The following is a 24,658-nucleotide window of genomic DNA, read 5'->3' as shown; positions in this document are numbered from 1 at the left end:
TTCATAAATATAAGGAGAATACTGTGAATAGCACAATCGTTGCCGTGCCCTCAAACCATCCTGGCGGGCTTGATGCCCCGCTCGGGGCCCATTTCGGCCACTGTGACCTTTACACCCTGGTGAAAATCGCCGAAGGGAAAGTGCTGGAGGTCGCAACGCTGCCCAATGTTCCCCACCAACAGGGCGGCTGCATGGCCCCGGTCAATCATCTGGCCCAAAACGGCGTGAAGGTTCTTATTGCCGGCGGCATGGGCATGCGGCCGCTTATGGGGTTCCAACAGGTGGGAATCAATGTCATGCACGGCGGCGACGCCCAAACCGTGGGAGAAGCCGTGGAGGCTCTCTTGCATGGCCGGCTGCCGCAGTTTAGCACCGAGTTCACCTGCGGCGGCGGCGCTCACTGAAGCGGTCAACACATTGGGAGAGGCGATTGCCGATTACTACCGGCGGGGTGCTCTGGCAGGATCAAGTAATTGCGTCCAATAAACCTTGCAACGCGGAGCTTGGCATCCGGATTAGGGTTCCGCTCCGCGTTCATTATTATATATGAGGTTTTTCCATGCTGCGTATCGTTTTCGCTACCGCTCGCCCTCAAGCCATGCAGGCTTTCACCGCCGCTTTGGCGACAAACCCGGAGGTAGACCTTAAGTACGTGGTTTCCGGGGCTGAAGCCCTGGAAGCGGCGCGCACCTCCGCCCCACACCTCATGATCATTGACTCTGACCTGCCGGACATCGCACCTTTAGATCTCGTCCTGAAGCTCGTCAAGGTCAATGCCATGGTGAATACTGCGGTGGTCAGCCCGCTTTCCGACGAGGAGTTCCACGAGGCCAGCGAAGGGTTGGGCGTGCTGGGACGGCTGCCGGTCAACCCCGGTGAAAGCGATGCCGCCGACCTGCTGGGCAAACTGAAGGTGGTGCTGGGAGTTAGTTGATGTCAAATTATTGACCTACTCCCCACCATAAGACTGTACGATGCTAGCCGACAAGGTGGGGAGGAACGGTCGGAAGTAACTTCCCTATTGTAACTTTTGCACTATGAACCTTATGGCGTGCTTGGTCCGCCGCCCCCGCCCAGTACCGCATAAAGCCGCACCTGATTGGCGAGTTTCGCCAGACGGACGGCGATGAGTCCCTGCTGGGCGGAGTAGAGAGAACGTTGCGCATCCAGCACGTTCAAATAGATGTCGATCCCCTTCTCATATCGGGCAGTGGAGAGCCGGTAAGTTTGCGCGGTAGCATCGAGCAGGGATTGCTGCGCCTCCATCCGATCCCCCAAGGTTCCTCGCCTGGCGAGTGCATCGGCAACATCTTTGAAGGCCGCCTGGATTGCCTTCTCGTATTGAGCAATGGCGATCTCCTTATCCACCTTGGTTACGTTGAGCGCCGACCAGGTGCGGGCATCGAAAATTGGCAGAACGACCTGGGGGGCGTAATTCCAGACGAACGAGCCGGATTTGAACAGACCAGACAGATCACCGCTGGCGCTGCCTATCGCGGACGTGAGAGAAATGCGGGGAAAGAAAGCCGCCCGGGCGGCGCCGATATTTGCATTGGCGGCCTTGAGTAAGTATTCCGACTGAAGAATATCAGGGCGACACAGAAGCACTTCGGAGGACATCCCGGGCGAAACGTCCGGCAACGGTTTGACAACGCTCAACTGTCCCGGCAACAAATCGGCGGGCACCGGCGAGCCTGCCAGCAGGTTAAGGGCATTTGCATCTTGAGCGGCCCGTTCGGTGTATTGGGCGACGTCAACCCGCGCCGCATCCACTCTGGTTTGGACCTGGCGAAGATCCAGTTCGGGGGCGAGCCCGACTTCAAAGCGCCGTCGAATCACCTTGTAAGAGGCCTGCTGGGCCTCGAGGGTGGATTTGGCCAGTTGGAGGTTTTCCCGATCCGCGGCAAGGGTCAGATAAGCGTTGGCAACTTCGGACACTAGCAATATCTGCGCGCCGCGGCGGGCCTGTTCCGTGGCGAAGTATTCCTCCAACGCCCTTTTTCCCAGGCTGCGGATACGGCCGAAGAGATCAATCTCCCAGGAAGTGATGCCCAGATTGGCGCCATACTCCTCCAAGGTCACCAAACCGGTGGTGCCGGAAATTCTAACGTGTTGCTTGCTGGCTATGAGGCCCGTTTCCACCTTCGGGAAAAGCTCGGCGCGCTGGACGCGGTATAACGCGCGCGCTCTTTCAACATTCAAGGCGGCCACGCGCAGATCACGGTTGTTGTTCAAGGCTTTCGCGATGACCGTTTGAAGCCGCGTATCGGCGAAGAATTCCCGCCATTGCAGGTCGGCGGCAGCCGGAGCCCCTTGCATGGCTGGGGTCTCTTTGTAGGCCTGACCACCGGGCCAGCCCGCGGGAACCGGCGCATCGGGCCGGGTATATTTCGGCGTCATGGTGCAACCGCTGAGAAGAACGGCCGTTATTGCCAAAAAAGAATATAGCTTCTTTATCATGTCACTGCCCCTCTGGAGGATTCGGAGTATCCGAACCCGGCTCTTCCGTTTGGGCGACTGGCTTTTTTCCAAACAGTTGCACCACCCCTACAAAAAAGAGGGGGATGAAGAAGATCGCCAGGAAGGTGGCCGTAGCCATCCCGCCCAGGACGCCGGTGCCGATGGCCGTTTGCGCTCCAGCGCCGGCCCCGGTGGCCATTGCCAGGGGGAGGACGCCGAAGCCGAAGGCCAGCGAGGTCATGACGATGGGCCGCAGCCTTAATTTGGCCCCTTCCAGCGTGGCCTCGATCAACCCCATGCCCTCGTCTACCTTGGCCATGGCGAACTGAACGATCAAAATGGCGTTTTTGGTCGTGAGACCTAAAACGGTGAGGAGCCCGATCTGGAAGTACACATCGTTAGGCAGTCCCCGAAGCGATGAGGCCACCACTCCGCCGATGACCCCGAGCGGTAAGGCCAGTAAGATCGCGATAGGAACGGTCCAGCTCTCGTACAGGGCCGCCAGGCAGAGAAAAATCACGATCATGGAAAAGGCGTAGAGCAGCCCGGTCTGGGACTTTGCCATCCGCTCCTGGTAGGAGAGCCCGGTCCAGTCAAAGCCGATGCCCTTGGGCAGCTTCGAAACGATCTCTTCCATGGCTTGCATCGCTTCCCCCGAACTCCTCCCGGGCGGCGGTTCACCCCAGATGTTCATCGACGGGAAGCTATTGAAACGCTCCAGGCGCGGCGACCCTTGGAACCAGTGGCCGGCGGCGAAGGAAGCAAACGGCGTCATCGACCCTGAGGCGTTGCGAACATAGAGCCGCTCCAGGTCTTTGGGCAACATACGGTAGGGTGCGTCGGCCTGGACGTATACCCGCTTGACTCGTCCCCCCTGTATGAAGTCGTTCACGTAGGCGCTGCCGAAGGCCGACGAGATAGTGGTGTGGATGGAGTTGATGGGAACCCCCAGTGCGCCGGCCTTTTCCCAATCCACGTCGATGCGGTATTGGGACACATCTTCCAGGCCGTTGGGGCGGACGCGCATCAGCCGCGGGTCCTTTGCGGTCATGCCGAGCATCTGGTTGCGGGCCGCCATCAAGGCTTCGTGACCCAGCCCGCCTCGGTCCTGCAATTGAAAGTCGAACCCGCCCGCCTGTCCAAGCTCAAGGACTGCCGGGGGCGGGAAGGCGAACACCATAGCGTTACGGATCTGTGAGAACTTACCCATGGCGCGTCCCGCCAGGGCACTTACTTTCAGGTTCGCCCCAGGGCGCAGTTCCCAGTCTTTGAGCTTAACGAATGCCAGCCCCACGTTCTGCCCGGTTCCGGAAAAGCCCCGGCCCGCGACCGTGAAAATAGACGTCACCGCTTCCTTTTCATCCTCCAGAAAATGGCTGCGGACTTGATCCAGGACCAGCTTGGTCTGCTCCAGGGTCGAGCCTGTGGGCAACATCGCCTGGATAAACATGATGCCCTGGTCTTCACTGGGGAGATAGGCGGTGGGCATGCGTTGGAAGAGGAAGACCAGAGCCGCCACTATCACCAGGTAAATAACGAAATAGCGGAGCTTCCTGGTGAGTATCCGGCCGACCATGGCCTGGTACCTGTCCCGGGTCCAAAAAAACACCCGGTCGAACCACCGGAAAAATGGCCGAAACAAATAAAAACCGGTCTCCGCGGCTTCATGCCCCTTAACTACCGGCTTGAGGAGCGAGGCGCACAGAACCGGGGTTAGAATCAGAGCTACCAAGACCGACAGCAGCATGGCGGCGATCACGGTCACAGAAAACTGGCGGTAGATGACCCCGGTGGAGCCGCCGAAGAACGCCATAGGGCCGAACACCGCCGAGAGCACCAGCCCGATGCCGATCAAGGCGCTGGTGATTTCTCGCATGGACTTGCGGGTCGCCTCCCGGGGCGAAAGTCCCTCCTCGCTCATGACCCGTTCCACGTTTTCCACCACCACGATGGCGTCGTCCACCAGCAGGCCGATGGCCAGCACCATGGCAAACATGGTCAGCATGTTGATGGAGAACCCGAACAATCCCAGGACTGCGAAGGTTCCCAGGATCACCACGGGCACCGCCAGGGTCGGAATCAGCGTGGCCCGGATATTTCCCAGAAAGAGATACATCACCAGAAAGACCAGCAGAATCGCCTCGAACAGGGTCCACACCACCTCGTCGATGGCCACCTTCACAAAGGGGGTGGTGTCATAGGGGTAGATGACCTTCATGCCGGGGGGGAAGTAACGGGATAGCTCCTGCATTTTCGCCTTGACGGCGTCGCCGGTTGCCAGCGCATTGGCGCCGGCGGCCTGCCGGACGGCCAGGGCGGCCCCTGGTTGACCGTTGTAAAGCACGTTGCTGCCGTAGCGCTCGGTGCCCAACTCCGTCCGTCCCACATCGCGCACGCGCACGATGGAGCCGTCAGGGTTGACGCGCAGCGGGATGGCGGCAAACTCCTCCGGGGTCTTGAGCAGGTTCTGGACGATGACCGAGGCGTTCAGCCGCTGACCTGCCACCGCCGGCGCCCCGCCGAACTGACCGGCCGAAATCTCCACGTTGTAGGCCTGAAGCCCTTGGACGACATCTTCCATCGTCAGACGGTAATCAGCCAGTTTATCCGGATTGACCCAGAGCCGCATGGCGTACTGGGAAGCGAAGACTTCCACTTCACCCACTCCCGGCACCCGCGCCAGCACCTGCTCGACATTGGCCTGCGCGTAGTCCGCCAGGTCAAATTCATCCATGCTGCCATCTTCAGAGGTCAGACCCACAATGATGAGCCAGTTTCTGGTGGACTTGCTGACCTTGACGCCCTGGCGCTGCACCACATCGGGCAAACTTGCCATGGCGAGCTGAAGCTTGTTTTGCACCTGGGCCCAGGCGAGGTCAGGATCGGTGCCCGGCGCAAAGGTGAGTTCGATCCTCCCGGCGCCGGAAGCATCGCTGGTGGCGGACATGTACAGCAACTTGTCGAATCCGGTCATCTTCTGCTCGATGATCTGAATAACGCTGTTCTCAACGGTTTCGGCAGAGGCCCCGGGATAAAAGGCGTCAATGGCGATGGACGGGGGTGCGATGGGCGGATATTGGGAAATAGGCAAATTATGGATCGCCAGACCGCCCGCCAGCATCATAATGATGGCGATGACCCAGGCGAAAACCGGGCGGTCCAGAAAGAAGTTCGATAACATCACATTCTCCCTTAGTTCGATTCTGCAGCCGCGCGTTTCGTATTCGGGGCTTCCTCGCCGGCCTTGGGGCTATTCCAGGGAATGACCTTTACGGCGGCGCCCGGCCGCACCTTCATCATGCCTTCGACGATCACACGCTCTCCGGGCGACAGCCCGGATGAAACGAGCCATTGGTCGCCAATGGCTCGATTGAGGGTCAACACCCGCTGCTGGACCTTTCCGGCCTCATCCACGACCAGTGCGATGGGTTCCCCCTTGGGGGTGCGGCTGACCCCTTGTTGAGGAATCAGGAGGGCCTGCGCGGCGATACCCTCCTGGACCACGGCCCGCACGAACATGCCCGGCAGGAGCAGATGCTTCGGATTCGGGACCACGATCCGCAAGGTGAAAGACCCGGTCGTCGAGTCCACCGTGATGTCACGGAACTGCAAGGCGCCTTCCAAGGGATATGGGGTTCCGTCTTCCAGCAGAATACGGACTTTTTTCCCATTGGCTCCATTGGCGGTGAGCCGGCCGGTTTCCAGGTTGCGTTTCAAACGCAGCAGCTCGGCGGACGATTGGGTCACATCCACATAAATGGGGTCGAGCTGTTGGATGGTTGCCAGGAAAGTGGGCTGATATGCAGTCACCAGCGCACCGTCCGTGACGCTGGACTTGCCGATGCGCCCTGATATGGGCGCGGTGACCCGGGTGTAGCCCAAATTGATGCGGGCCCCTGCAACCGCGGCTTGCCAATAGGCAATCTCGGACCGGGCCTGTTCCATGGCGGCTGCCGCATCGTCGTAGTCCTGCTTGCTAACCGCTTTGTCGACCAGCAATTCCCTGTGTCGTTCGGCCCTCAGCCGGATCGAGGGCAGATTGGCTTGCGCCTTGCCCAGCGATGCCTTGGCAGAGTCATAGGCCACCTGAAACGGGGCGGGATCAATCTGGTATAGCAGTTGTCCGGCTTTGACATCGGAGCCCTCCTTAAACAGGCGCTTCTGTATAATGCCATTGACCTGCGGCCGGATCTCCGCCACCAGGTAGGGAGACGTACGGCCCGGTAACTCGGTGGTCAGCTCAACCTGCTGCGGCTGAAGGGCCACCGCAGCCACTTCCGGGACCGGGGGCTTGGCTTGCTGCCCCTGCCCGCGATCACAGCCGCCCAGCAAAATTGTCAGAGCCATCAAGGCCGCAGCCCATATAAGTGGTGCATAATTATTCTTGTTCTGTTGCATCAGAAATCTCCCCAATAGCGGTGATGAACATATTCATTTTGAAAACCCGAGCCAAAAATCACGGGTCAATCAGTCCCTTGAAGAAAATATTCAAAATAGCGTCCGGATCTTCCGGGTAAGGATGACTCTCGGGCGCGTCGAGCCAGAGAAGCAGAAACGCATCTATGACGCTGGATAGCGCTACCGCCAGGTAATAGGGGTCGGCGATTTTCTTAAAACGTTGGTTTTTGATGCCACTGGCAAAGATGGCAGCAATGCTTTCCAGAGAAATGTAATATCGTTTGCGGATTTCATCATCCAAGCCAGCCTTGAGGTTGAAGCTCGCTCCTCTGCTCTCGGCCAGATACAGGCGAATGAATGGGAGGTTGCGGCGAAACACCTCGGTTTTGGCCCGAACATAACTGCGCAGTTTTTCTGCTTCGTCCTGCGGTTGTTCAATTGCTCGCATGATCGAGTCTTCAAACTCGTCGCATAACTCCAAAACCAGGGCCTTGTAAAGGTCCTCCTTATTCTGGAAAAACTTGTAAAGGGTGCCGATGGCGAACTCGGCCTTCTGGGCGATTTCGTGCATGGAGACGTTGTGGTATCCCTTCCGCGAGAAAAGATCGAGCGCGGTGGCGAGCATCTCTTGACGCTGCCGCAATTTCTCCCTTTCCCGCCTTGGGAGCTTCTGGTCTTCCATCGTCTGGCCTCCGGCGCTGCATCTATCCTTCATAATATGAACTTACCGTCACAATATAGAATTATCCGACATATTGTCAAGGAAATTCAGAAGGAATTAGCAACCGCGGAAAGGGCATATCGGCAGACTATACCGCGCCAATATGGAGAGGGCTAGAGAAAGCTAGGAGAACAAGGCGCTGAATGATCCCACATTCCGGCCGGACCTCGTTGCGAATACGGTCGAGATGCTTAATCACGCGTAAAATCGACATGTTTCTTTAGTTTTAAAGATTTTTTATGCCAGTACGCGGCCTTGGAACTATCCTGGTCCACTCCTTCACCCGATAAATACATATTGCCCAGGGCCGCCTGGGCCGGGGTTGATCCTTGCTGCGCGGCTTGTTTATACCACTCGGCGGCCTGCTTTACATCTCTCGATACCCCCTGGCCATGGTAATACATGGAACCGAGACGATATTGGGCCTCAACCTGTCCTTGCTCCGCCGCCTTTCTGAAGCATAAGACAGCCTGACATATATCCTGGGCGACGCCGTATCCCCGTTCATACATGAGTCCCAGGCTATACCAGGCCAGCACATCTCCCCCGGCCGCCCTTTTCTCCAGGTTGGCAAATTTTTGTTCGGGGGTTTTGAGGTCGGCGCAACCAGCAAGCCCAAGAGCCAGGCAAAAAATAACCAAAGCCGAAGCCAAGGTTTTCATAGCTCCCTCCGGAAGCCCTGGATTACGATTAAGACATTAACGGTTAACATAGTAACTTTATATCCAAAAAAATATTTTAAGGCAATAGATGATGAAGGAGACTTTTTGGCACCGGTATATATAGTTCTATGATTAACGGTTATTATAATAACTTTAACCTTAAAAAAAATTACGAAATATTCCCATAGATTTTATTAATAAGGCTTTCCAATAGTTCTAGTTCCCTCGCTAACAAGCCATTGAGCGCTTTTTTTTCCAGTTGCAGTTTGATAGGAAGGATATCTTCTGCCAGCTTTTTTCCTTCTGCGGTTAGGAATATGGCAAAACTTCTGCGGTCGGTTGACTGGCGCAGGATTAATCTTTTCCTCTCCAGGGCGTCCAACATCCGGCTGATGTTGGGCTTATCCTTGAAGAGTACGTCGCCAATCTCCTTTTGAGAAAGCCCCTCCTCTTCCCGGAGAAGCATTAGAATCCCATATTGCTCAGGGGTAATATCAAATCCGTGTTCCTTCAGAGTCCGTTGCAAAGCTCCCTTCATCGCCAGAGCGGTGCGGTAAATGATAAAGCCGGTGGATTTTTCGATACTGTATCTCTTGGTCATCTGAGGTCCTAGATTAGGTTAATATACGAACTGATAAAAATAATCAAGAATTTTGATTTTGACCACTACAGGAGAAAATACTTCAGAACGGGGGTCTTGAGTGGCTTGAGGCCGCATCTGCTTTTGGCCCCTCTTCGGGGATTGATGAAAAGAAATCGATCTTTAGGTCACCAATTTCTTTCAGTGGTTTGCCACTATAGTCTTAATCTAATTCAGATTCTATTTTGTCAAATAGATCCTCTAGCTTATAAAGAAGGCCATCAGCTTGGGCGAGATTCCAATCGGCTATATTCTCTTCAATGCCCTTATGAAGGTTGCGAAGACTATCTCTATGCCGGAGAAGCACCTCTCTGACCGGCGTGCCATCGAAGGCATAAAGAAGTTTATCCAATTGTCCCGCAATTGCATAAAGTGAAGGATTCCGTTCCACCAAGTCTTGATCTAACGCCTTTAAACGACGAGTCAAATTTGGATAAGTATCCTCCAAATTCTTTTGATAATAAGGATTAACAGTGACTGTGAGATGCATGTATTTGCTCATGGTTTCTCCATCACAATTAATGACCAAGGTAACTATCTGGTTCCGCTTACCCTTCCCGGCTTTCCATAAACTCCATATAATCCGGATCTCCAACAGGCAACCCTTCCTCATTTTTAACCGCGTTGGCTTCAGGGGATGCTTCTATTTTAACTTTTCGAAGCTTGCGCTGTCGGGTCACTGGGGGCTTGGGTTCTGTAACTACAACTTCTTTATCCAAGGAAACCAAGACATCATGAATGCTCTTAATTTCCGCGATTAATTCTTTGGGAGTTAGTTCAGTCATGGAGGCATGCGATATAACTATTTGAGCCGTTAGATTGAGAATTTCGCTGGGCATGAGGATTATTCCTTTGGGTTCATGGATTGTAAAGGGTCAATCGAGTCAGCAGGCGTTGCGATGGCGCCATTTACAAGGATTCACTCGCCATAAGGTTTAAAATACCAATACAACAGTTATCGGTGGTTTGCAAATGAAAGAACAGCCATCTTGCATGGTGCTATCTGGTTTGTCGACGGCGGCAGGTGAACAAATCGAATCAATATAATGGAACAATTAAGGGAAAAAAACAAACTGGCCGAGAGGGGGAGTCCCGGCCAGTGAAAAGGAGAATTGGTATATGAACTTTTAAGGGGGGAATTGGGGGTTTCCTTAATCAGTTCATCTATGCAATATATCCATGCACTTATCATACCAAGCCATACCATAAATATAACCTAATGATATCACATAATAAATAATCTATCGTCCTAAATCGTTCAGGTCTTTTGGTTTAAAAATTTATACCAGAAATGAGAAAATCAATGGGAATCTTGTACTGGGGGTAATCAAGTATCCCACAGATTCATTTGGTGAGGAGTCTTGGATTTCGGTTTCCCCAAAAATTTCGTGGCAATCTCACAAGAGTTAAGCTCCCCCCCGCCCCGGGTTACCATCCTTCGCCGTCAAGTCAGGCCGCTTGCCTCTAGATTAATTCGTAGGAATTTACAACAAGTTATATTTAATAATTAAATCAATATATTAACTGATTAAAGAGGATTTACTTGTTGCTTTATCCAACAGGTTGTAATGGTCTACAATAAGAGCCCTTACATAGGTTTAGTAGTAATATCAATAAGATAAACTAGCGGGCGGGGGTTGGCATATTCATTGCTCCACTATAGATCAAACCCCAAAGGATGGATGTCATCATGAATAATTATACGAAAATGGTGGAGATTTATGGTTTTCAGGTACCCACTGAGACCTATTATTTGCATCGGGGCCATGCCTGGGCCGTAGTGGAAAGCGATGACCGGGTGCGGGTGGGCTTGGATGACTTTTCCCAGAAGATCCTGGGTCCGTCGGACGACCTCAAGTTGCCCGAGGTCGGCAAGGTGAATTACCAGGATCATCTCTGCCTGGCCCTGTTCAAACAGGGACGTAAGGCTTCCTTCGAGGCGCCGGTGGATGGCGTAATCGAAGCCATTAACCCCAAGATTCGCCAGAAGCCCAGCTTGATTCACGATGATCCTTACGGAGAAGGCTGGCTGTTCAGGCTCAAACCCACTGATTTAGGGCGCAACCTGGACAATCTGTTCTCCGGAGAAGCTAACGCCACCTGGATCGATGAAGAATTTCACCGGTTACTTAACCTTATGGACAGCACGGTGGGCGTTACCCTGCCGGATGGCGGCACCGTCGTTGATGACCTCTATGGCCATTATCCGGAAATCGGCTGGCGGCCCCTGGTCCAGGAGTTTTTCTTAAAAAGCCTGAAAAAGAAGTTCACAAACTCAAGATCATAAAGGAGGCATAGGTCATGTCCAGGCAAACAAACGTGGAGAAAGAGAGGTGGGAACCTCCGCCAGCGCGGTCACAGCCACAGATGGCTGAGGTCTTCGGCTTCCAAGTGCCCACCGATACCTATTATTTGCACCGGGGCCACACCTGGGCCGTGGTGGAAAGCGACGACCGGGTGCGGGTGGGATTGGATGACTTTTCTCAGAAAGTCTTGGGCCCGGCAGACAAATTTACCTTTCCTGAAGTAGGAAAGATTTCCCGTCAGGATCACGTTTGCATGGCTTTGGTCAGGCAAAAACGTATAGCCGCCTTCCTGGCGCCAGTGGATGGGATTATCGAGGCCATCAACCCCAAGGTGCGTCGTCAGCTCAACTTGGTCCACGATGACCCTTACGGAGAAGGCTGGCTGTTTTTGGTCAAGCCCATCAATCTCCAGCGTAATCTGGACAACCTGGCTTTTGGAGAGGGCAATGTCGAATGGATCGATTTAGAGGCTCACCGTTTGCTGAACCTCATGGGCTCCACCTGCACTCTCCCGGACGGCGGCTCGATAATTGACGATGTCTTTGGTCATTATCCCCAGTTAGGCTGGCAAGCTCTGGAACGGGAGTTTTTCTTGCCGCTCACAACTAAAGGCTGGAAGAGGAAACTATGAAAACACGATGGCCTGGCAGGGCGGGGCCAGCCGCTCGAGGCTCCGGCCTGCCGGTGCAGCTTGTAAGCTGGGGAAGGTGAGGTCATGACAAACCAAATTACCCAAGGGAAAAAGCCCTGCATCTGGATGGAAGCCTGCGTGATCGATTTCAAGATCTGCAATAAGAACTTCGATTGTGCGAACTGTGAATTCGATCGGGCCATGACCGAAGCCGCGTCCGACAATTTGGCCGGGAGGCAGGCCGACCAACAGCCGCGGGCTAAGAAGGGTCATGCTGCCGCCTGGGAGAAAAAGATGCACCAACGCTCCGGGGAGCAGCCAAAGTGCCAATTGATGAAGACCAGACATTGTCATCAATGTTCCTTTGATGAGCTCCTGGAAGAGCAATTAGATTTCTTTCTGGCCCCGGAAAAACCCAAAGTGCAAGAGGTTTTCGGCATTACGGTGCCGACCTCCAGCTTTCTCCACCGTGGTCATACCTGGGTCGCGCTGGAGCATGCCGGTCGAGTCCGCATCGGTTTAGACGACTTTTCCCAAAAGGTCCTTGGTCCCGCCGCTAAAATCATGCTCCCCGACCTCGGGAAGGAGATTCACGCAGATGAAGTGGCGTTGACCCTGAGCCGCCAGGGGAAACCAGCCGCGGTCCTGGCGCCGCTGGATGGAGTCATTGAGGCGGTGAATCCCAGGGTCCGGCAAAATCCCAGACTGCCGCATGATGACCCGTATGGCGAGGGCTGGCTGTTCGTGGTTACCCCCACCAATCTGAAGCCGGACCTGGAAAAGATGCTTTTTGGCCAGTGCAATGTCGCCTGGATGGAGCATGAATCCCACCGGCTTTTGGGAATGCTTGAATCCATGGTAGGGGTGACGATGCCTTCCGGGGGCATGATCATCGACGATGTCTTCGGCGCCTATCCTCAGCTGGGATGGGATCGCCTGGTGCGGGAGTTTCTTGGTACCGCTTAAGTTGTAGCTTCAGTCCATTGTCCCGAAAGTAGTCGATCAAAAGGGCCCGGCAATATTTGCAAAAGGCCAGGTTCTTCCCGTCAAAAGTCTCCAGGTTGGCGGAAAATCCTGAAAGACAACCATCTTGCCGGCAGTGCCCCAGGCCGAAGGTATGACCCAATTCATGCAGGCTTAATTTGATGAGTCTTCTTAAAAAAATAGACTTTGGCGTCGCGAAACCCCCAACTTCGCCCCGGAGCCGAAACATGGAGATAATCGCAGCCTTTCCTTCCAACTGGGCTTCACCGAAAACGAAGGTAAATATCGGAATAAAGAGGTCCGCCGTGGTAACCCCTAATATCCGGAAGGCGTGGGAATCATCGTCGGTTAATAAGTGTTCCAAGAGCCTGGTGGAGTGGTACTGTTGCCGTACCATGTGGTAGGCTTGCAGGGGTAAAGGTTTGGGGCGCAGGACTCGCGCCGGCAGGAAAAGAATTTTGGTGATGGCGATACGCAACTGCCGCAGGATTTCCGGATCAACCGGACCCAAAGCCACCAAGCCTAAAAACGGGGGGGGAGGCATGAATTCTTAAGGCCGGAGGCCTCGATGCACTTTGTTTTCAAGAGGTGAGGCCGTATTTTTTGATTTTTTCGTAGAGCGTGGAGCGGTTGATGCGCAGCACCCTGGCCACATTGGAGAGGTTGCCGCCTTTGGAGGCCAGGAGCCGGGCAATATGTTGGCGCTCCAGTTCCTCCAGGGATAATTCCCCCAATTCCGCGGCGCCGTCTGCAGCTACAAAAGGCAGGTCACCGGGCTTGATCTGCCGGCTTTTCCCCACCACGACCGCCCTTTCAATGGCGTTTTCCAACTCCCGGACGTTTCCCGGCCAGGAATAGCGCTGCATCGCCTCCATGGCCTTTGGCAGGATAGAGTCGATCTTCTTTTTGGTCTCCGTGGCGTAGCGTCTCAGGAAATGTTGCGCCAGCAGGGGAATATCTTCCGCACGCTCCCGCAAGGGCGGCACCGGGAGATGGATGACGTTCAGGCGGTAGAACAGGTCCTGGCGAAAAGTTTTGCACCGAATGCCCTCGTGGAGGTCCTGGTTGGTGGCGGCGATGACCCGGAAATTGCTGCGCAACGGGATGGTCCCGCCTACCCGGGTGAATTCCCGGGTCTCCAGGACTCTTAGCAGGTCGATCTGCATCTTCATGGAGATGTCACCCACCTCATCCAGGAAGAGGGTTCCGCCATGGGCCATTTCCAGGCGACCTTTCTTAGTATATTTGGCGTCCGTAAACGCGCCTTTTTCATGTCCGAAGAGCTCGCTTTCCAGGAGATGCTCCGTAAAGGCTCCACAGTTGAGGGCTATAAAGGGGGCATAACACCGGGAACTCTGGGCATGGATGGCCCTGGCCACCAGTTCTTTGCCGGTGCCGGTTTCCCCGGTGATCAAGACGGTGGCGTCGGTTTGGGCGACATTGACGATGGTTTCGAACAGCTTGAGCATGACCGGAGCCTGACCCACCAGGTTTTCAAAGCGGGTAATGGTCGCCAGCCGCTCTTTTAGGATCAGGTTCTCCATCGCCAGGTTTTGCATCTCGACCATTTTTTCGATGGTGAAATTAAGTTCCTCCAATTCGAAGGGCTTGAGCAGATAGTCGTAGGCCCCCAACTTTATGGCTTCCACGGCGTCATGGATATCACCGTGGGCCGTCATCACGAGCATGGCCGTGTCGGCCTGGCTTTCCTTGAGTTTCTTGAGCAGGGTTAGGCCGTCCATCTCTGGCATTTTAACGTCGATGAGCACGATGTCGTAGTGATTCTCCCGGATTTTATCCAGCGCCGCGAGCCCGTCGGCCGCGGTTTCCACCTGATAGCCGCCCCGTTTTAGCCAACCGTGCAAAGATTCGCGGATGCTCACCTCATCATCCACCACAAGGATGCTGATCTTTTTATGTGGCAGCATCTTTTTCTCCAGGCTTAAAGGCAGGCAGGCGAATGGTAAACGAGGTCCCTTGTCCCAGGACGCTATCCACTTTGATGGTTCCCTGGTGGTCCCGGACGATGCCGTACACCACGGAGAGTCCCAGCCCCGCGCCGGAACTGGTCTTTTTCGTCGTAAAGAACGGTTCGAAGATCTGAGAGAAATTTTCCTTAGGGATACCTCTTCCGGTGTCGGATACCTTTACCACCACCGTGTGGCGCCGGGAATTCTTCGTTTCCAGGGTGAGCACCCCCCCCTGGGGCATGGCATCCTGAGCGTTCAGGAAGAGATTCAAAAACGTCTGCTTCATCTGTCCCTTATCCGCCAGGACCGGAAACAGGTTCTTAGCCAGTTGACGCTCCATGGTAATTCCCTGGAGCCGCATTTGGTACCCGGTCAGAGACAACGTCTCCGCGGCTATGGCGTTGAGGTCCAGCGGTTTGAATTCCGGATTGGTTTTGCGCGCAAAGGCCAGGAGGTTGGCAATCGTTCTGCCGATCCGGGCGGTCTCACTATGGACCATGGCGAGATAGCGGCGGATATCACCCAATTCCTCCTCGCTCAGGGCCTCCTGGCCCATCATGCTTTCCATCAAACTGACGAAGTTGAGTATGCCGGTAAGGGGATTATTGATTTCGTGCACCACACTGGCGGACAACTTTCCCAAAGAGGTCATCTTGTCATCATGGAGTAAATGCGTGCGGGCCAGGATCTCCTGGGTAATATCCCGTGACAGGTCAACTACCCGATGAATCCGCCCTGCCTCATTAAACAGCGGGTGGCAGATCACGTGATAATAGTGCTCCCGGCGATCCTTATCAAAGTGCACATGCGTGGCTGAGGCGGCCTTACCCGTAGCCACCGCCTCTTTTAAAGGACAGGGATGATCCGGAGTAGTGCACGGGACTTTCAAGTGGTGCGACACTTCGTAACAATGTTTGCCCACCACTTCTTCCCGTTTCAGACCCACCATCTCCAGCAAAGCCCGGTTCACTTCGATGATCCGGTAGTTAAGGTCGATCACCATCATGTGGTCGGCAATGCCATTGACAATGGTCTCCAGAAAAGCCTTATCCTTCCGGGTCCTTTCTTCCGAACTCTGCAGGGCCTCCTCCAACTCCTTGCGAGGGGTGACATCTTTGATAACTTCGATAAGCCTTTTTTTGGTCCCTTCCGGCGGACACAAAGGGGACATGGTGATTTCATCATAGCGAATCGTGCCGCCGTTGGCGGAGCGCTGCAAAATCTGGACGGTTTCCCCTTTCTCCAAAACCCTCGGCAAAGGACAGGTCAGGCCCATACGGTCACAGGGCTCTTCGAACTGACGCAATACTTCATAACACGGCTTGCCGATAACCTCATGAGCCGTCTTGTGGAAGCGGTTCAGAAAGGGGAGATTGGCTTCCTCTACTAAATAATTGGGGCGCAGCACGAGGACCGGATCGGGCAAGTGGTTGAATATTCTCTGAAAGCGAGTGCGTTGGCCGGCCATCCTGATTTCGCTCTCCACCTTGCTCCGCAGCCGGTCTTCTTCTCTATGTAAAATATCCCAGAAAAGCCGCGCCTTACTGTGGTCGATAATCTGGGTGCCGGGCCCCTTTTGCTGAATAATTTTATCCCGCACTCGGGGGTCTCCGGTAAGTTCCAGAATAAGGTCCGGATTTGACTCCAGGAGGGGGGAGCAATCGGTAAAGGTGGGGATACCCATATTTCTGGCCAGGATGATTCCCTGGGCCTGGCTGTTGAGATCAACCACCCCGAGAATGTCGATGCGGCGCTGGTAATGCTGATCCCTGGCAATCAACTGAAGAACTTCATGTCCTCCTTTCCCTCCCCCCACAATGACAGTTTTCAAAGGGGTGGCTGCCTGAACCGAGGAAAGATCCATGGAGATGAGGTCCCAGAAGTCCTCCCAGGAAAGGGGGCGATCCACATTGAGGACTATCAATCTCCCGGGACGCTGGCCGTCCAACTGTAAAGCGACTTCCGGGCGGCCGGTGGCGTTGACGATGATGTCCAATTCGGGGATTTGGAACAGGTCGGTGAAATTGACGGTGACCAACAGATTATGCCGGTAAGCATAAAGGATGCCGGGGGCTTCCGGGTTCAGATCCGCCACCGCCACCACACGCAAGAGCTGGTCATCCCGCTGGATAGGCACCAAGGCTTCCAGGATGGTCATGCCTTGTCGCCCTGCTCCCACCAGGGCCAGATTATAGACCTGCTTGCCGGGACTCATAATGAACTCCTGAAGGGAGTCGGATGACGCGGTTTACTACCACGCGCCTCCAGGTTTAGTCCGGAATATTCACATGATAACATGATTTCTGCAAATTCTCCATCATTCCACTAAGGCCATAATGTCCATGAGAAAATAATTTACTACGAAATAAGGCAAATTATCTCCCCTGATTAGATCAGGCCCAAAGCTGCGTCTACCTGGGCTTCCAACTGCTGGAGGGAGAACCCGGCCACGTTAATACCCTGTTTCGGACAGGTGGCCATGCAGGAACCGCAGCCTTTGCAGAGGATTTCGTTGATTTCCACGGTTTTTTTGACCTGGCTCTCCCACATGTATTCCAACAGGGTAATGGCCTTAAAGGGGCAGCCGTCCACACAGAAGGCGCAGCCGTCGCAGTTTTCATGCACGGGCACGGCGATGTTGGCCCCCAATTCCAGATATTCTTTGGAAAGGATAGTGGCGGCCCGGGCCGCCGCGGCCCAGGCCAGGCGGATGGAATCCTCCAGGGGCTTGGGGTTATGGCACAGCCCTGCCAGAAATATGCCCTCAGTGGCGCAATCCACCGGTCTGATCTTGGCGTGGGCCTCATTGAAAAACCCCTCTTCGTTGAGGGCTACCTTGTACATTTCCGCCAGGGGAGCATTGTCATGGGGGACGATGGCGGTGGCCAGAGTCAAAAGATCTACCGGAAATGATACTGGCCGGTGAAGCACGTGATCCATTGCGGTAATCCTGAGGCCATCCCCATTGGCTTCCACCCTAGGGGGATAGTCCGGGGTATAGCGGATAAAAATGACGCCCTGCTCCCGCGCCTGCTGGTAGAGGATTTCCATCTCACCGGTGGTGCGCATGTCCCGATAGAGAATGAAAACCTCACCATCAGGGTTAATTTCCTTGAGCTTGAGGGCATTTTCCACACTGTGGGAGCAGCACACCCGGCTACAGTAAGGCCGCTCCGGCACTCGGGAGCCCACGCACTGGATAAACGCGGCCGATCGGGCACTCTTCACCTTATTGCTCATGGCGGCCAGTTCTTGATCCAATTGCAGAGACAGGAGCACATTGGGGTGTTCTTTGTAGAGATACATGCCCTCGGGTTTATACGACTCCGCACCGGTGGCCAGAACGACGGCGCCGTGGTCCACTACCTGGCCGGTGGACAGGGTGGTAGTAAAATTACCCACCGTGCCGGAGACCCCTTGGGCAGTGGCCGAAAGGTGCACCTCGATATTGTTGTGGCTGTTTACCTGTTGAATTAACTCTTGGACAAAGGGGGCCACCAGCTCTCCCCGCCAGGTGGTATGCAGCTTGAGGGCATGGCCGCCCAACTGGCTCTTACGTTCGGCCAGATGCACTGCATAACCCTGCTCCGCCAGACTCAGGGTGGCGCTCAGGCCTGCGACCCCACCACCGATGACCAGGGCCTTTTTATTGACCCCCAAGGACAGATAAGGCAGCGGCTTAAGGAGCCGCGCCTTGGCAATTGCCATATTTACCAGGTCCCGGCACTTCCGGGTGGCGGCCTCCGGCTCACCTTGATGAACCCAGGTGCAGTGGTTCCGAATATTGGCCATCTCGAAGAGATATTTGTTGAGACCGGCATTGCGAAGCATATCCTGAAAAATGGGCTGGTGGGTCGAGGGGCTGCAGGCCGCCACCACCACCCGGTTCAGGCGGTGTTCTTTTATCATCTCGATTATCTGATTCTGGGCGTCTTCCGAGCAGGTAAAAAGGTTCTCCTGCGCGTAAGCGACATCGGGAATGGACCGGGCCTGCTCCACAATGGCCGGCACGTCGACGACGCCTCCGATATTGATGCCGCAGTTGCACACAAAGACCCCCACGCGGCACGGTTCGGTCCAGACATCCCGTTCCGGCGGGTATTCCTTCTTTTTGAGCAGGGTATTCCTGGCTGCCGCGATTGCTCTGGTGGCGGCGGCAACGGCGGCGCTGCCTTCCCGCACCGACTCCGGGATATCCTTCGGACCGGTAAAGGCGCCGCAGGCATAAATCCCGGGACGGGAAGTGGCCACCGGGGCAAAGCAACTGGCTTTTACAAACCCGTGAGGACTGAGGTCGATTCCAACCCTCCGGGCCAGTTCTCTGGTGCTGGCCGGAATCTCCATGCCCACCGCCAGGACCACCATATCGAAGGTTTCGAGGCAAGGCTCCCCATTTTCGGTCACGTAATCCAGCCGGAGGTCCCCCGAATTACCCTCGGGCCGCACCGAGTGCACCATGGCCCGGATCATCCGGGCTCCTTGGCTCTTGACGCGCTCGTAATATTTCTCGAAACCCTTGCGGGTGGTGCGCATATCCATATAAAAGAGGGCCATCTCCAACTCGGGGCCCACGTGCTCCTTGGCGATGATCGCCTGTTTGAGGGCCGTCATGCAGCACACCGCCGAGCAATAGTCCTGGCAACCTTCCCGCTCACTTCGGGAACCCACGCAGAGTATCCAGGCGATCTTCTTCGGCTCCCGGCCGTCGGACAGGCGCTGTATATGACCCTGGAACGGTCCCCCAGGGCTGAGGATGCGTTCGAATTCCAGGGTGGTGACCACATTGGGGTGATGGTACGACAGGTTAGGCAATCCCTGGGGGTCGAAGGTGCGAAATCCGGGAGCCAGGATTACCGAGCCCACATCGACGGACAACGTCTCTTCTTTCTGGCCGTAGTCGATGGCGCCAGCCACGCATGATTGGGCGCAGACCCCGCAGTCTCCGGTCAGGAACTGGATGCAATTGGCCGGGTCAATGACCGGCGTGGCCGGGACGGCCTGGGGATAGGTGCGGTAGATGTTGCCCCGGCTGGTGAGGCCCAGGTTGAATTCGGAAAGCTTGGGCTTGGGCGTCTTGCCGCTAATTTTGCCGAAGTCTTTCATGTGTCCGGTGGGACAGACATTGGCGCATGCCCCGCAAGTGCGGCAAATCTCCGAGAACTCGCCGAAAGGGGTCATCACCTGACGCTTGGCGCCCCGGCCCACCATGCCAATGGCTCCCACATGCTGCAGCTCGCTGCACACCCGGACACACAGGCCGCACAAGGTGCAGTCGCTGGTTCCGGGGGAGTATCTTACTTCCGAGACCCCCAACTGACGGGCCATATGTTGCAGGGCGGGAACCCCCGGGCAACGCCCCAGGAGAAGCTCCATGGTCATCTGCCGCGCCTTGATGACCCGGGGAGACTGGGTCTGGATGTTCTGGCCCTCTTCCACCGGCAGGGTGCAGGAAGCAGTGAGGCGGGAGTGGCCGTTCCTCTCCACCTCCACCACGCACAAGCGGCAGCCCCCGTAGGCTTCGATGGCCTCGCAGTAACACAGGGTGGGGATATTTATCCGCAGTTTCCGGGCCGCCTCCAAGACAGTCGAATCCGCCGGAACCTCTGCCAGGAGTCCATCAATCGTCAGGTTGACCATCGCCTTATTCTCCTAAATCACACCTGAGGCACCTTAACGCCTCCTGGCGGCATTGCTCTTCGGTGAGTCCCAGTTCCACCAGTGAAAAATCCTTGATGCGTTCGATGGCTCTGCTTTTGGGCATGCCCGGCCGCAGGAACTGCGCCCGTTCTTCGTCCGCAATCTCCGAGGGTGACACCCGCCGCCGCGGGACGGCAATACGGGATGTTTCTTCGAGGGGCACTCCTTGCAGATAACGATGGATCGACCTGGCGGCCTGTTTACCGGCCCACACCGACTCCACGATGGTGGCCGGACCGGTGGCGACGTCGCCCCCGGCAAAGACCCCGGTGAGATTGGTGGCCAGGTTGAGCGGATGGGTCCAAATGTTGCGGCGCTCCGTGACGCGCAAAGGCTCGTCAGCCATGGAGAATTTCATAACCGGCGGTATCTGGCCGATGGCCCGAATCACCCCATCCACCCGCAGAGCCATTTCCGAACCGTGCACCGGTAGGGGGCGCCGCCGGCCCGATGGGTCTGGCTTGCCCAGTTCCATGCCTTGGCAGACGATGCCGCTGACACAGTCTTCCCCTAAGATTTTAATGGGCTGAGTGAGGAACCGGAAGGTTACCCCTTCTTCCTTGGCCTGGGCCACCTCCTCGGCATAGGCTGGCATTTCAGCTTCCGAGCGGCGGTAGAGAATCGTTGCCGCGCTGCCCAGACGAACCGTCGTGCGGGCTGTGTCAATGGCCACATTGCCCCCGCCGATGACCGCCACGCTTTGCCCCAGGGCCGGTGGCCGGCCCAATCTGACCTGCCGTAAGAAATCTATTCCTGACAGCACTCCGGGTAAATCCTCGCCCTCAATATCCAGGCGGGCGATATGATGTGTCCCGGTAGCCAGGAAAAAGGCCTGGTACCCCTGGTCCCGCAAGCCGTCCAGAAAGATGTCTCGACCCAGGCGACTGTGAGTTCGGAACTCCACTCCCAGGGCGGCGATGGTCTGAAGGTCAAAATCGAGGACCTCTTGAGGTAAGCGAAAGCTGGGGATGCCGACTCGCAGCAGCCCCCCCACCTCCGGCAAGGCCTCGAAGACCGTTACCGGGTAACCCTCCCGGGCCAGGTAATAAGCTGCGCTTAAGCCCGCGGGACCCGAGCCGATGATCGCCACCTTTTCGGCCCGGGGCGGCACCGGGTATTGGAACACGGAGCCATGCTGCCGCACGAAATCCGCCACAAAGCGTTTGAGTGACTTGATGGCCACGGGCTGGTCGATAACCCCGCGTTTGCACTGCACCTCGCAAGGGGCGGTGCAGACGTAGCCGCAGACGCCGGGCAGCGGGTTGTCCTCCTGGATGAGTTCCAGGGCTTCTTCGTACTGTCCCTGGGCAATCAAGGCGATGTAGCTGGGGATATCTATCCCTGCCGGGCAGGCGAACTGGCAGGGGGCCGGGGACAGGCGCCGGCAGACCCGGGCCGGGCATTGTTTATCTATAATGTGCTGGAGGTATTCTTCACGGAAATACTTCAGGGTGGTGAGCACCGGGTTAGGCGCGGTGGCCCCCAGGCCGCACAAGGCCACTTCCTTGATATAATTTGCCAGCTCTTCCAGGGCGTCCAAATCGCTTACCGCGCCGCGGCCTTCGGTGATGGTGGTAAGAATTTCCCAAAGGCGTTGGGTGCCTTCCCGGCAGGGGGTGCACTTGCCGCAGGATTCATCCATAGTGAAGGAGATGAAATACTTGGCCAGGTCCACCATGCAGGTCCCCTGGTCCATGACGATCATGCCCCCTGACCCCATGATGGAACCGAGCTTGGCCAGGGATTCATACTCAACCGGCGTGTCCATCAGGCTGGCAGGGATGCAGCCGCCGGAGGGACCGCCGGTCTGCACCGCCTTCAACATCCGGTTGTCCTGGATACCCCCGCCGATGTCGTAAATCAATTCTTTCAGGGGCATGCCCAAAGGTATCTCCACCAGACCGGAGTTGTTTATCTTCCCCACCAGGGAAAAAACCGTAGTGCCCCGCGCGGTTTCCGTGCCCAGAGCGGCGTACCAGGCGGCCCCCCGGGCCACAATGGGGGCGATGTGAGACCAGGTTTTCACATTGTTGATCGTGGTGGGTTTGCCCCACAATCCCTTTTGGGCCGGGAAGGGGGGACGGGGGCGGGGTTCGCCCACGCGGCCTTCGATGGAGCCGATGAGCGCCGTCTCCTCGCCGCAAACAAAGGCGCCGGCGCCTTCCCGAATCTTCAGGTTGAAGGAGTAGCTGCTGTTGAAGATGCGGTCCCCCAGGAGGCCCAAGGAACGGGCCTGGGAGATGGCGGTTTTCAGGCGGCTGATGGCCAGCGGATACTCCGCCCGGCAATAAATGTAGCCTTCTTGCGCCCCCATAGCATAGGCGCCGATGGCCATCCCTTCGATGACCGCATGAGGGTCGCCTTCCAGGATGCCGCGATCCATAAAGGCCCCGGGGTCGCCTTCATCGGCATTACAGATCACATATTTGACATCGCCCGGCGCCTGGCGGCAAAACTCCCACTTCTGGCCGGTGGGGAACCCGGCGCCACCTCTGCCCCGCAGACCCGACCCCTTTACCTCAGCGATGACCTGTTCGGGGGTCATTAAGGTGACGGCCTCATGCAGGGCCCGGTAGCCACCCCGGGCAATATATTCTTCGATCCGCTCGGGGTTGATGAAGCCGCAATTGCGCAGGGAAATTTTTACCTGCTTGGCGAAGAAAGGCAGGTCTTCGTAACGGGGAATGTCCTGGGGCAGTTCCGGGGGGTGCGGATTGGCGTACGGACGGGAGATGCCCTCCATCAAAAATTCTTCCTGATCGATGCGGCACAGGAGGTTGTCCCAATAGAACTGCCCGGCCCCGATTGCTTCCAGCAATTCCAGCGCTTTGTCGGGCGTCATGCTGTGATAACTGAGACGCACCTTCCCGGGATAGACCACATCCACCAGGGGCTCCCGCTGGCAGTAGCCGATACAGCCGGTGGTATCCAACACCACGTCCAGGTTGCTTTCCTCCAATCGGTCGGCCAACGCCTGCAAGACCTTATCCGCTCCCGCGGAAATGCCGCAGGTGGCCATCCCCACCATGATCTTGATTTTAGGTGGGTAGGTCAGGGCCAGGCCCCGCTGCTTGACTTCATCCAGATGCTCCAAAGAGAGGATTTTCATAAGCTCACGCTCTTCCTGTATGAGTCAATGATTTCAGGCACCTGCTCCGGGGCGACGCGGCCATAGGTGTCGGCTCCCACCCGCAGGGCCGGCCCCAGAGCGCAACAGCCGATGCAGCGAACCACCTCCAGGGTAAACAAAAAGTCCTTGGTGGTCTGGCCATGCTTGATTTTTAAAGTCTTTTCCAAGCGCTCCAGGAGTTGGGGCGATCCTTTAACGAAGCACCCGGTCCCGAGGCAAATATTGACAATGTGCTTGCCCCGGGGCACGAGGCTAAAGGCATTGTAAAAACTGGCTACCCGGATAATCTCCGTGAGGGGCGTACCCAACTCATCGGCGACATGCTCCAGGGCCGCACGGGGCAGCCAGTTAAACTGGCGGTTGATGTCCAGCAAGATGGGCAGCAGATTGCCACGCTCCTCCCGGTAGCGGTCGATAATATCGGCCACCGCCTCTTCGTCAGTAGCTTTGGCATAGGCAGTTCGGGCCAGTTTAACCGTTTCCGGCAACTGAACTTCATAGCGAATCGGGCAGGCCTCCATGCAGGTGCCGCAGCCGGTACACTTGGAGGCGTCAACATAACGCGGCTGCTTTTTGAGAGTTACGCTGAAATTGCCTTCCTCTCCAGTGATCTTCTGCAGTTCAGTAAGGGTATGCAGCTCAATGTTCGTGTGCCGGCCGACCTCGACCAGCTTGGGGGAGATAATTCACATGGCGCAGTCGTTGGTGGGAAACGTTTTGTCGATCTGCGCCATGGTGCCACCGATGCTCGGCCCCTTTTCCACCAGGTGGACATAGAACCCTGAATTGGCAGCATCCAGCGCAGCTTGCATGCCGGCGATGCCTCCACCCACTACCATGACTGAACCTCGTTTATCCTCAATGGTCTGACCCGACTTCATTTAATCCTCCTTATCGCACCACTTGGCGCTGCAAGGGATCGCTAAACTTATGAATAGGCAAGGGATATGCCAGACTCTGAATATTGAGGTAACTATCTGATAATTAATTACATTTATGCTTTATACAATATGATTTGTTTATTCGACGTTATGTCTGATAATCCAACAATTCCTATTC

19 protein-coding genes and 1 pseudogene are annotated in these 24,658 nt (G+C 56.0%); 5 read left to right on the top strand and 15 right to left on the bottom strand.

Features of this window, described 5'->3' with window-relative positions:
- The first annotated feature begins 23 nt into the window (after positions 1–23).
- A complete protein-coding gene (locus WC600_05505) occupies positions 24–404 on the top strand; it encodes a NifB/NifX family molybdenum-iron cluster-binding protein (GenBank protein ID MFA4902185.1) in 381 nt (126 codons plus the stop codon).
- A gap of 155 nt (positions 405–559) precedes the next feature.
- Positions 560–934: a response regulator gene (locus WC600_05500; protein MFA4902184.1), complete on the top strand. Its 375-nt coding sequence runs from the start codon at positions 560–562 to the stop codon at positions 932–934.
- A 110-nt stretch (positions 935–1,044) separates the two neighbouring features.
- Here the strand turns inward: WC600_05500 and WC600_05495 are convergent, their stop codons facing one another.
- From WC600_05495 to WC600_05460, 8 genes are all read right to left on the bottom strand, one after another.
- Positions 1,045–2,460 (bottom strand): efflux transporter outer membrane subunit, encoded by a 1,416-nt coding sequence (locus tag WC600_05495; GenBank protein ID MFA4902183.1) that lies wholly within the window; start codon positions 2,458–2,460, stop codon positions 1,045–1,047.
- Position 2,461: 1 nt separating this feature from the next.
- Positions 2,462–5,641: an efflux RND transporter permease subunit gene (locus WC600_05490; GenBank protein MFA4902182.1), complete on the bottom strand. Its 3,180-nt coding sequence runs from the start codon at positions 5,639–5,641 to the stop codon at positions 2,462–2,464.
- An 11-nt stretch (positions 5,642–5,652) separates the two neighbouring features.
- Positions 5,653–6,858, bottom strand: a complete 1,206-nt coding sequence (locus WC600_05485; GenBank protein ID MFA4902181.1) for an efflux RND transporter periplasmic adaptor subunit — start codon at positions 6,856–6,858, stop codon at positions 5,653–5,655.
- A gap of 58 nt (positions 6,859–6,916) precedes the next feature.
- The gene (locus tag WC600_05480) at positions 6,917–7,540 is read right to left on the bottom strand and encodes a TetR/AcrR family transcriptional regulator (protein MFA4902180.1); all 624 of its coding nucleotides are present in this window, start codon (positions 7,538–7,540) and stop codon (positions 6,917–6,919) included.
- Between the two features lie 230 nt (positions 7,541–7,770).
- Positions 7,771–8,241 (bottom strand): tetratricopeptide repeat protein, encoded by a 471-nt coding sequence (locus WC600_05475; GenBank protein ID MFA4902179.1) that lies wholly within the window; start codon positions 8,239–8,241, stop codon positions 7,771–7,773.
- Positions 8,242–8,410: 169 nt separating this feature from the next.
- Positions 8,411–8,842 (bottom strand): MarR family transcriptional regulator, encoded by a 432-nt coding sequence (locus tag WC600_05470; protein ID MFA4902178.1) that lies wholly within the window; start codon positions 8,840–8,842, stop codon positions 8,411–8,413.
- 202 nt (positions 8,843–9,044) lie between these two features.
- Positions 9,045–9,383 carry a hypothetical protein gene (locus WC600_05465; protein MFA4902177.1) on the bottom strand — a complete coding sequence of 113 codons (339 nt, stop codon included), beginning with the start codon at positions 9,381–9,383 and terminating at the stop codon, positions 9,045–9,047.
- Positions 9,384–9,429: 46 nt separating this feature from the next.
- Entirely contained in the window at positions 9,430–9,720 is a 291-nt protein-coding gene (locus tag WC600_05460) for a MucR family transcriptional regulator (GenBank protein MFA4902176.1), read from the bottom strand.
- Between the two features lie 851 nt (positions 9,721–10,571).
- Here WC600_05460 and WC600_05455 point away from each other — a divergent pair.
- The 3 genes from WC600_05455 to WC600_05445 all read left to right on the top strand — a co-directional run bounded on the left by WC600_05455 (position 10,572) and on the right by WC600_05445 (position 12,784).
- Positions 10,572–11,168, top strand: a complete 597-nt coding sequence (locus tag WC600_05455) for a hypothetical protein (protein ID MFA4902175.1) — start codon at positions 10,572–10,574, stop codon at positions 11,166–11,168.
- Positions 11,169–11,182: 14 nt separating this feature from the next.
- Positions 11,183–11,818: a hypothetical protein gene (locus WC600_05450; GenBank protein ID MFA4902174.1), complete on the top strand. Its 636-nt coding sequence runs from the start codon at positions 11,183–11,185 to the stop codon at positions 11,816–11,818.
- Between the two features lie 84 nt (positions 11,819–11,902).
- Positions 11,903–12,784, top strand: a complete 882-nt coding sequence (locus tag WC600_05445; GenBank protein MFA4902173.1) for a hypothetical protein — start codon at positions 11,903–11,905, stop codon at positions 12,782–12,784.
- On the opposite strand, the gene WC600_05440 is transcribed toward WC600_05445, so the two are convergent.
- The 7 genes and pseudogenes from WC600_05440 to WC600_05410 all read right to left on the bottom strand — a co-directional run bounded on the left by WC600_05440 (position 12,708) and on the right by WC600_05410 (position 24,480).
- A complete protein-coding gene (locus tag WC600_05440) occupies positions 12,708–13,346 on the bottom strand; it encodes a hypothetical protein (protein MFA4902172.1) in 639 nt (212 codons plus the stop codon). The genes WC600_05445 and WC600_05440 overlap by 77 nt on opposite strands.
- Positions 13,347–13,383: 37 nt before the next feature.
- The gene (locus tag WC600_05435; GenBank protein MFA4902171.1) at positions 13,384–14,730 is read right to left on the bottom strand and encodes a sigma-54 dependent transcriptional regulator; all 1,347 of its coding nucleotides are present in this window, start codon (positions 14,728–14,730) and stop codon (positions 13,384–13,386) included.
- A complete protein-coding gene (locus tag WC600_05430) occupies positions 14,717–16,987 on the bottom strand; it encodes a PAS domain-containing protein (protein MFA4902170.1) in 2,271 nt (756 codons plus the stop codon). The genes WC600_05435 and WC600_05430 overlap by 14 nt, the downstream gene beginning before the upstream one ends.
- A 173-nt stretch (positions 16,988–17,160) precedes the next feature.
- On the bottom strand, positions 17,161–20,409 hold the full coding sequence (locus tag WC600_05425) for an FAD-dependent oxidoreductase (GenBank protein ID MFA4902169.1): 3,249 nt from the start codon (positions 20,407–20,409) through the stop codon (positions 17,161–17,163).
- 4 nt (positions 20,410–20,413) lie between these two features.
- Positions 20,414–23,578, bottom strand: a complete 3,165-nt coding sequence (locus WC600_05420; protein ID MFA4902168.1) for an FAD-dependent oxidoreductase — start codon at positions 23,576–23,578, stop codon at positions 20,414–20,416.
- Entirely contained in the window at positions 23,575–24,120 is a 546-nt protein-coding gene (locus tag WC600_05415; protein MFA4902167.1) for an NAD(P)H-dependent oxidoreductase subunit E, read from the bottom strand. Before WC600_05415 ends, WC600_05420 begins: the two co-directional genes overlap by 4 nt.
- A pseudogene (locus tag WC600_05410) lies at positions 24,094–24,480 on the bottom strand (FAD-dependent oxidoreductase). Before WC600_05410 ends, WC600_05415 begins: the two are co-directional and overlap by 27 nt.
- Positions 24,481–24,658 lie beyond the last annotated feature (178 nt).

This window comes from Desulfobaccales bacterium, assembly GCA_041648175.1.
Taxonomy (GTDB): Bacteria; Desulfobacterota; Desulfobaccia; order Desulfobaccales; family 0-14-0-80-60-11; genus 0-14-0-80-60-11.
This window is presented reverse-complemented; position numbering and strand designations above follow the sequence as displayed.

Excerpts from the sequence above, each read along its gene's own strand:
- WC600_05500 (MFA4902184.1), top strand. The coding sequence starts at position 560 with ATGCTGCGTATCGTTTTCGCTACCGCTCGCCCTCAAGCCATGCAGGCT.
- WC600_05495 (MFA4902183.1), bottom strand. The coding sequence starts at position 2,460 with ATGATAAAGAAGCTATATTCTTTTTTGGCAATAACGGCCGTTCTTCTC.
- WC600_05490 (MFA4902182.1), bottom strand. The coding sequence starts at position 5,641 with ATGTTATCGAACTTCTTTCTGGACCGCCCGGTTTTCGCCTGGGTCATC.
- WC600_05485 (MFA4902181.1), bottom strand. The coding sequence starts at position 6,858 with ATGCAACAGAACAAGAATAATTATGCACCACTTATATGGGCTGCGGCC.
- WC600_05480 (MFA4902180.1), bottom strand. The coding sequence starts at position 7,540 with ATGGAAGACCAGAAGCTCCCAAGGCGGGAAAGGGAGAAATTGCGGCAG.
- WC600_05475 (MFA4902179.1), bottom strand. The coding sequence starts at position 8,241 with ATGAAAACCTTGGCTTCGGCTTTGGTTATTTTTTGCCTGGCTCTTGGG.
- WC600_05470 (MFA4902178.1), bottom strand. The coding sequence starts at position 8,842 with ATGACCAAGAGATACAGTATCGAAAAATCCACCGGCTTTATCATTTAC.
- WC600_05465 (MFA4902177.1), bottom strand. The coding sequence starts at position 9,383 with ATGAGCAAATACATGCATCTCACAGTCACTGTTAATCCTTATTATCAA.
- WC600_05460 (MFA4902176.1), bottom strand. The coding sequence starts at position 9,720 with ATGCCCAGCGAAATTCTCAATCTAACGGCTCAAATAGTTATATCGCAT.
- WC600_05455 (MFA4902175.1), top strand. The coding sequence starts at position 10,572 with ATGAATAATTATACGAAAATGGTGGAGATTTATGGTTTTCAGGTACCC.
- WC600_05450 (MFA4902174.1), top strand. The coding sequence starts at position 11,183 with ATGTCCAGGCAAACAAACGTGGAGAAAGAGAGGTGGGAACCTCCGCCA.
- WC600_05445 (MFA4902173.1), top strand. The coding sequence starts at position 11,903 with ATGACAAACCAAATTACCCAAGGGAAAAAGCCCTGCATCTGGATGGAA.
- WC600_05440 (MFA4902172.1), bottom strand. The coding sequence starts at position 13,346 with ATGCCTCCCCCCCCGTTTTTAGGCTTGGTGGCTTTGGGTCCGGTTGAT.
- WC600_05435 (MFA4902171.1), bottom strand. The coding sequence starts at position 14,730 with ATGCTGCCACATAAAAAGATCAGCATCCTTGTGGTGGATGATGAGGTG.
- WC600_05430 (MFA4902170.1), bottom strand. The coding sequence starts at position 16,987 with ATGAGTCCCGGCAAGCAGGTCTATAATCTGGCCCTGGTGGGAGCAGGG.
- WC600_05425 (MFA4902169.1), bottom strand. The coding sequence starts at position 20,409 with ATGGTCAACCTGACGATTGATGGACTCCTGGCAGAGGTTCCGGCGGAT.
- WC600_05420 (MFA4902168.1), bottom strand. The coding sequence starts at position 23,578 with ATGAAAATCCTCTCTTTGGAGCATCTGGATGAAGTCAAGCAGCGGGGC.
- WC600_05415 (MFA4902167.1), bottom strand. The coding sequence starts at position 24,120 with ATGGAGGCCTGCCCGATTCGCTATGAAGTTCAGTTGCCGGAAACGGTT.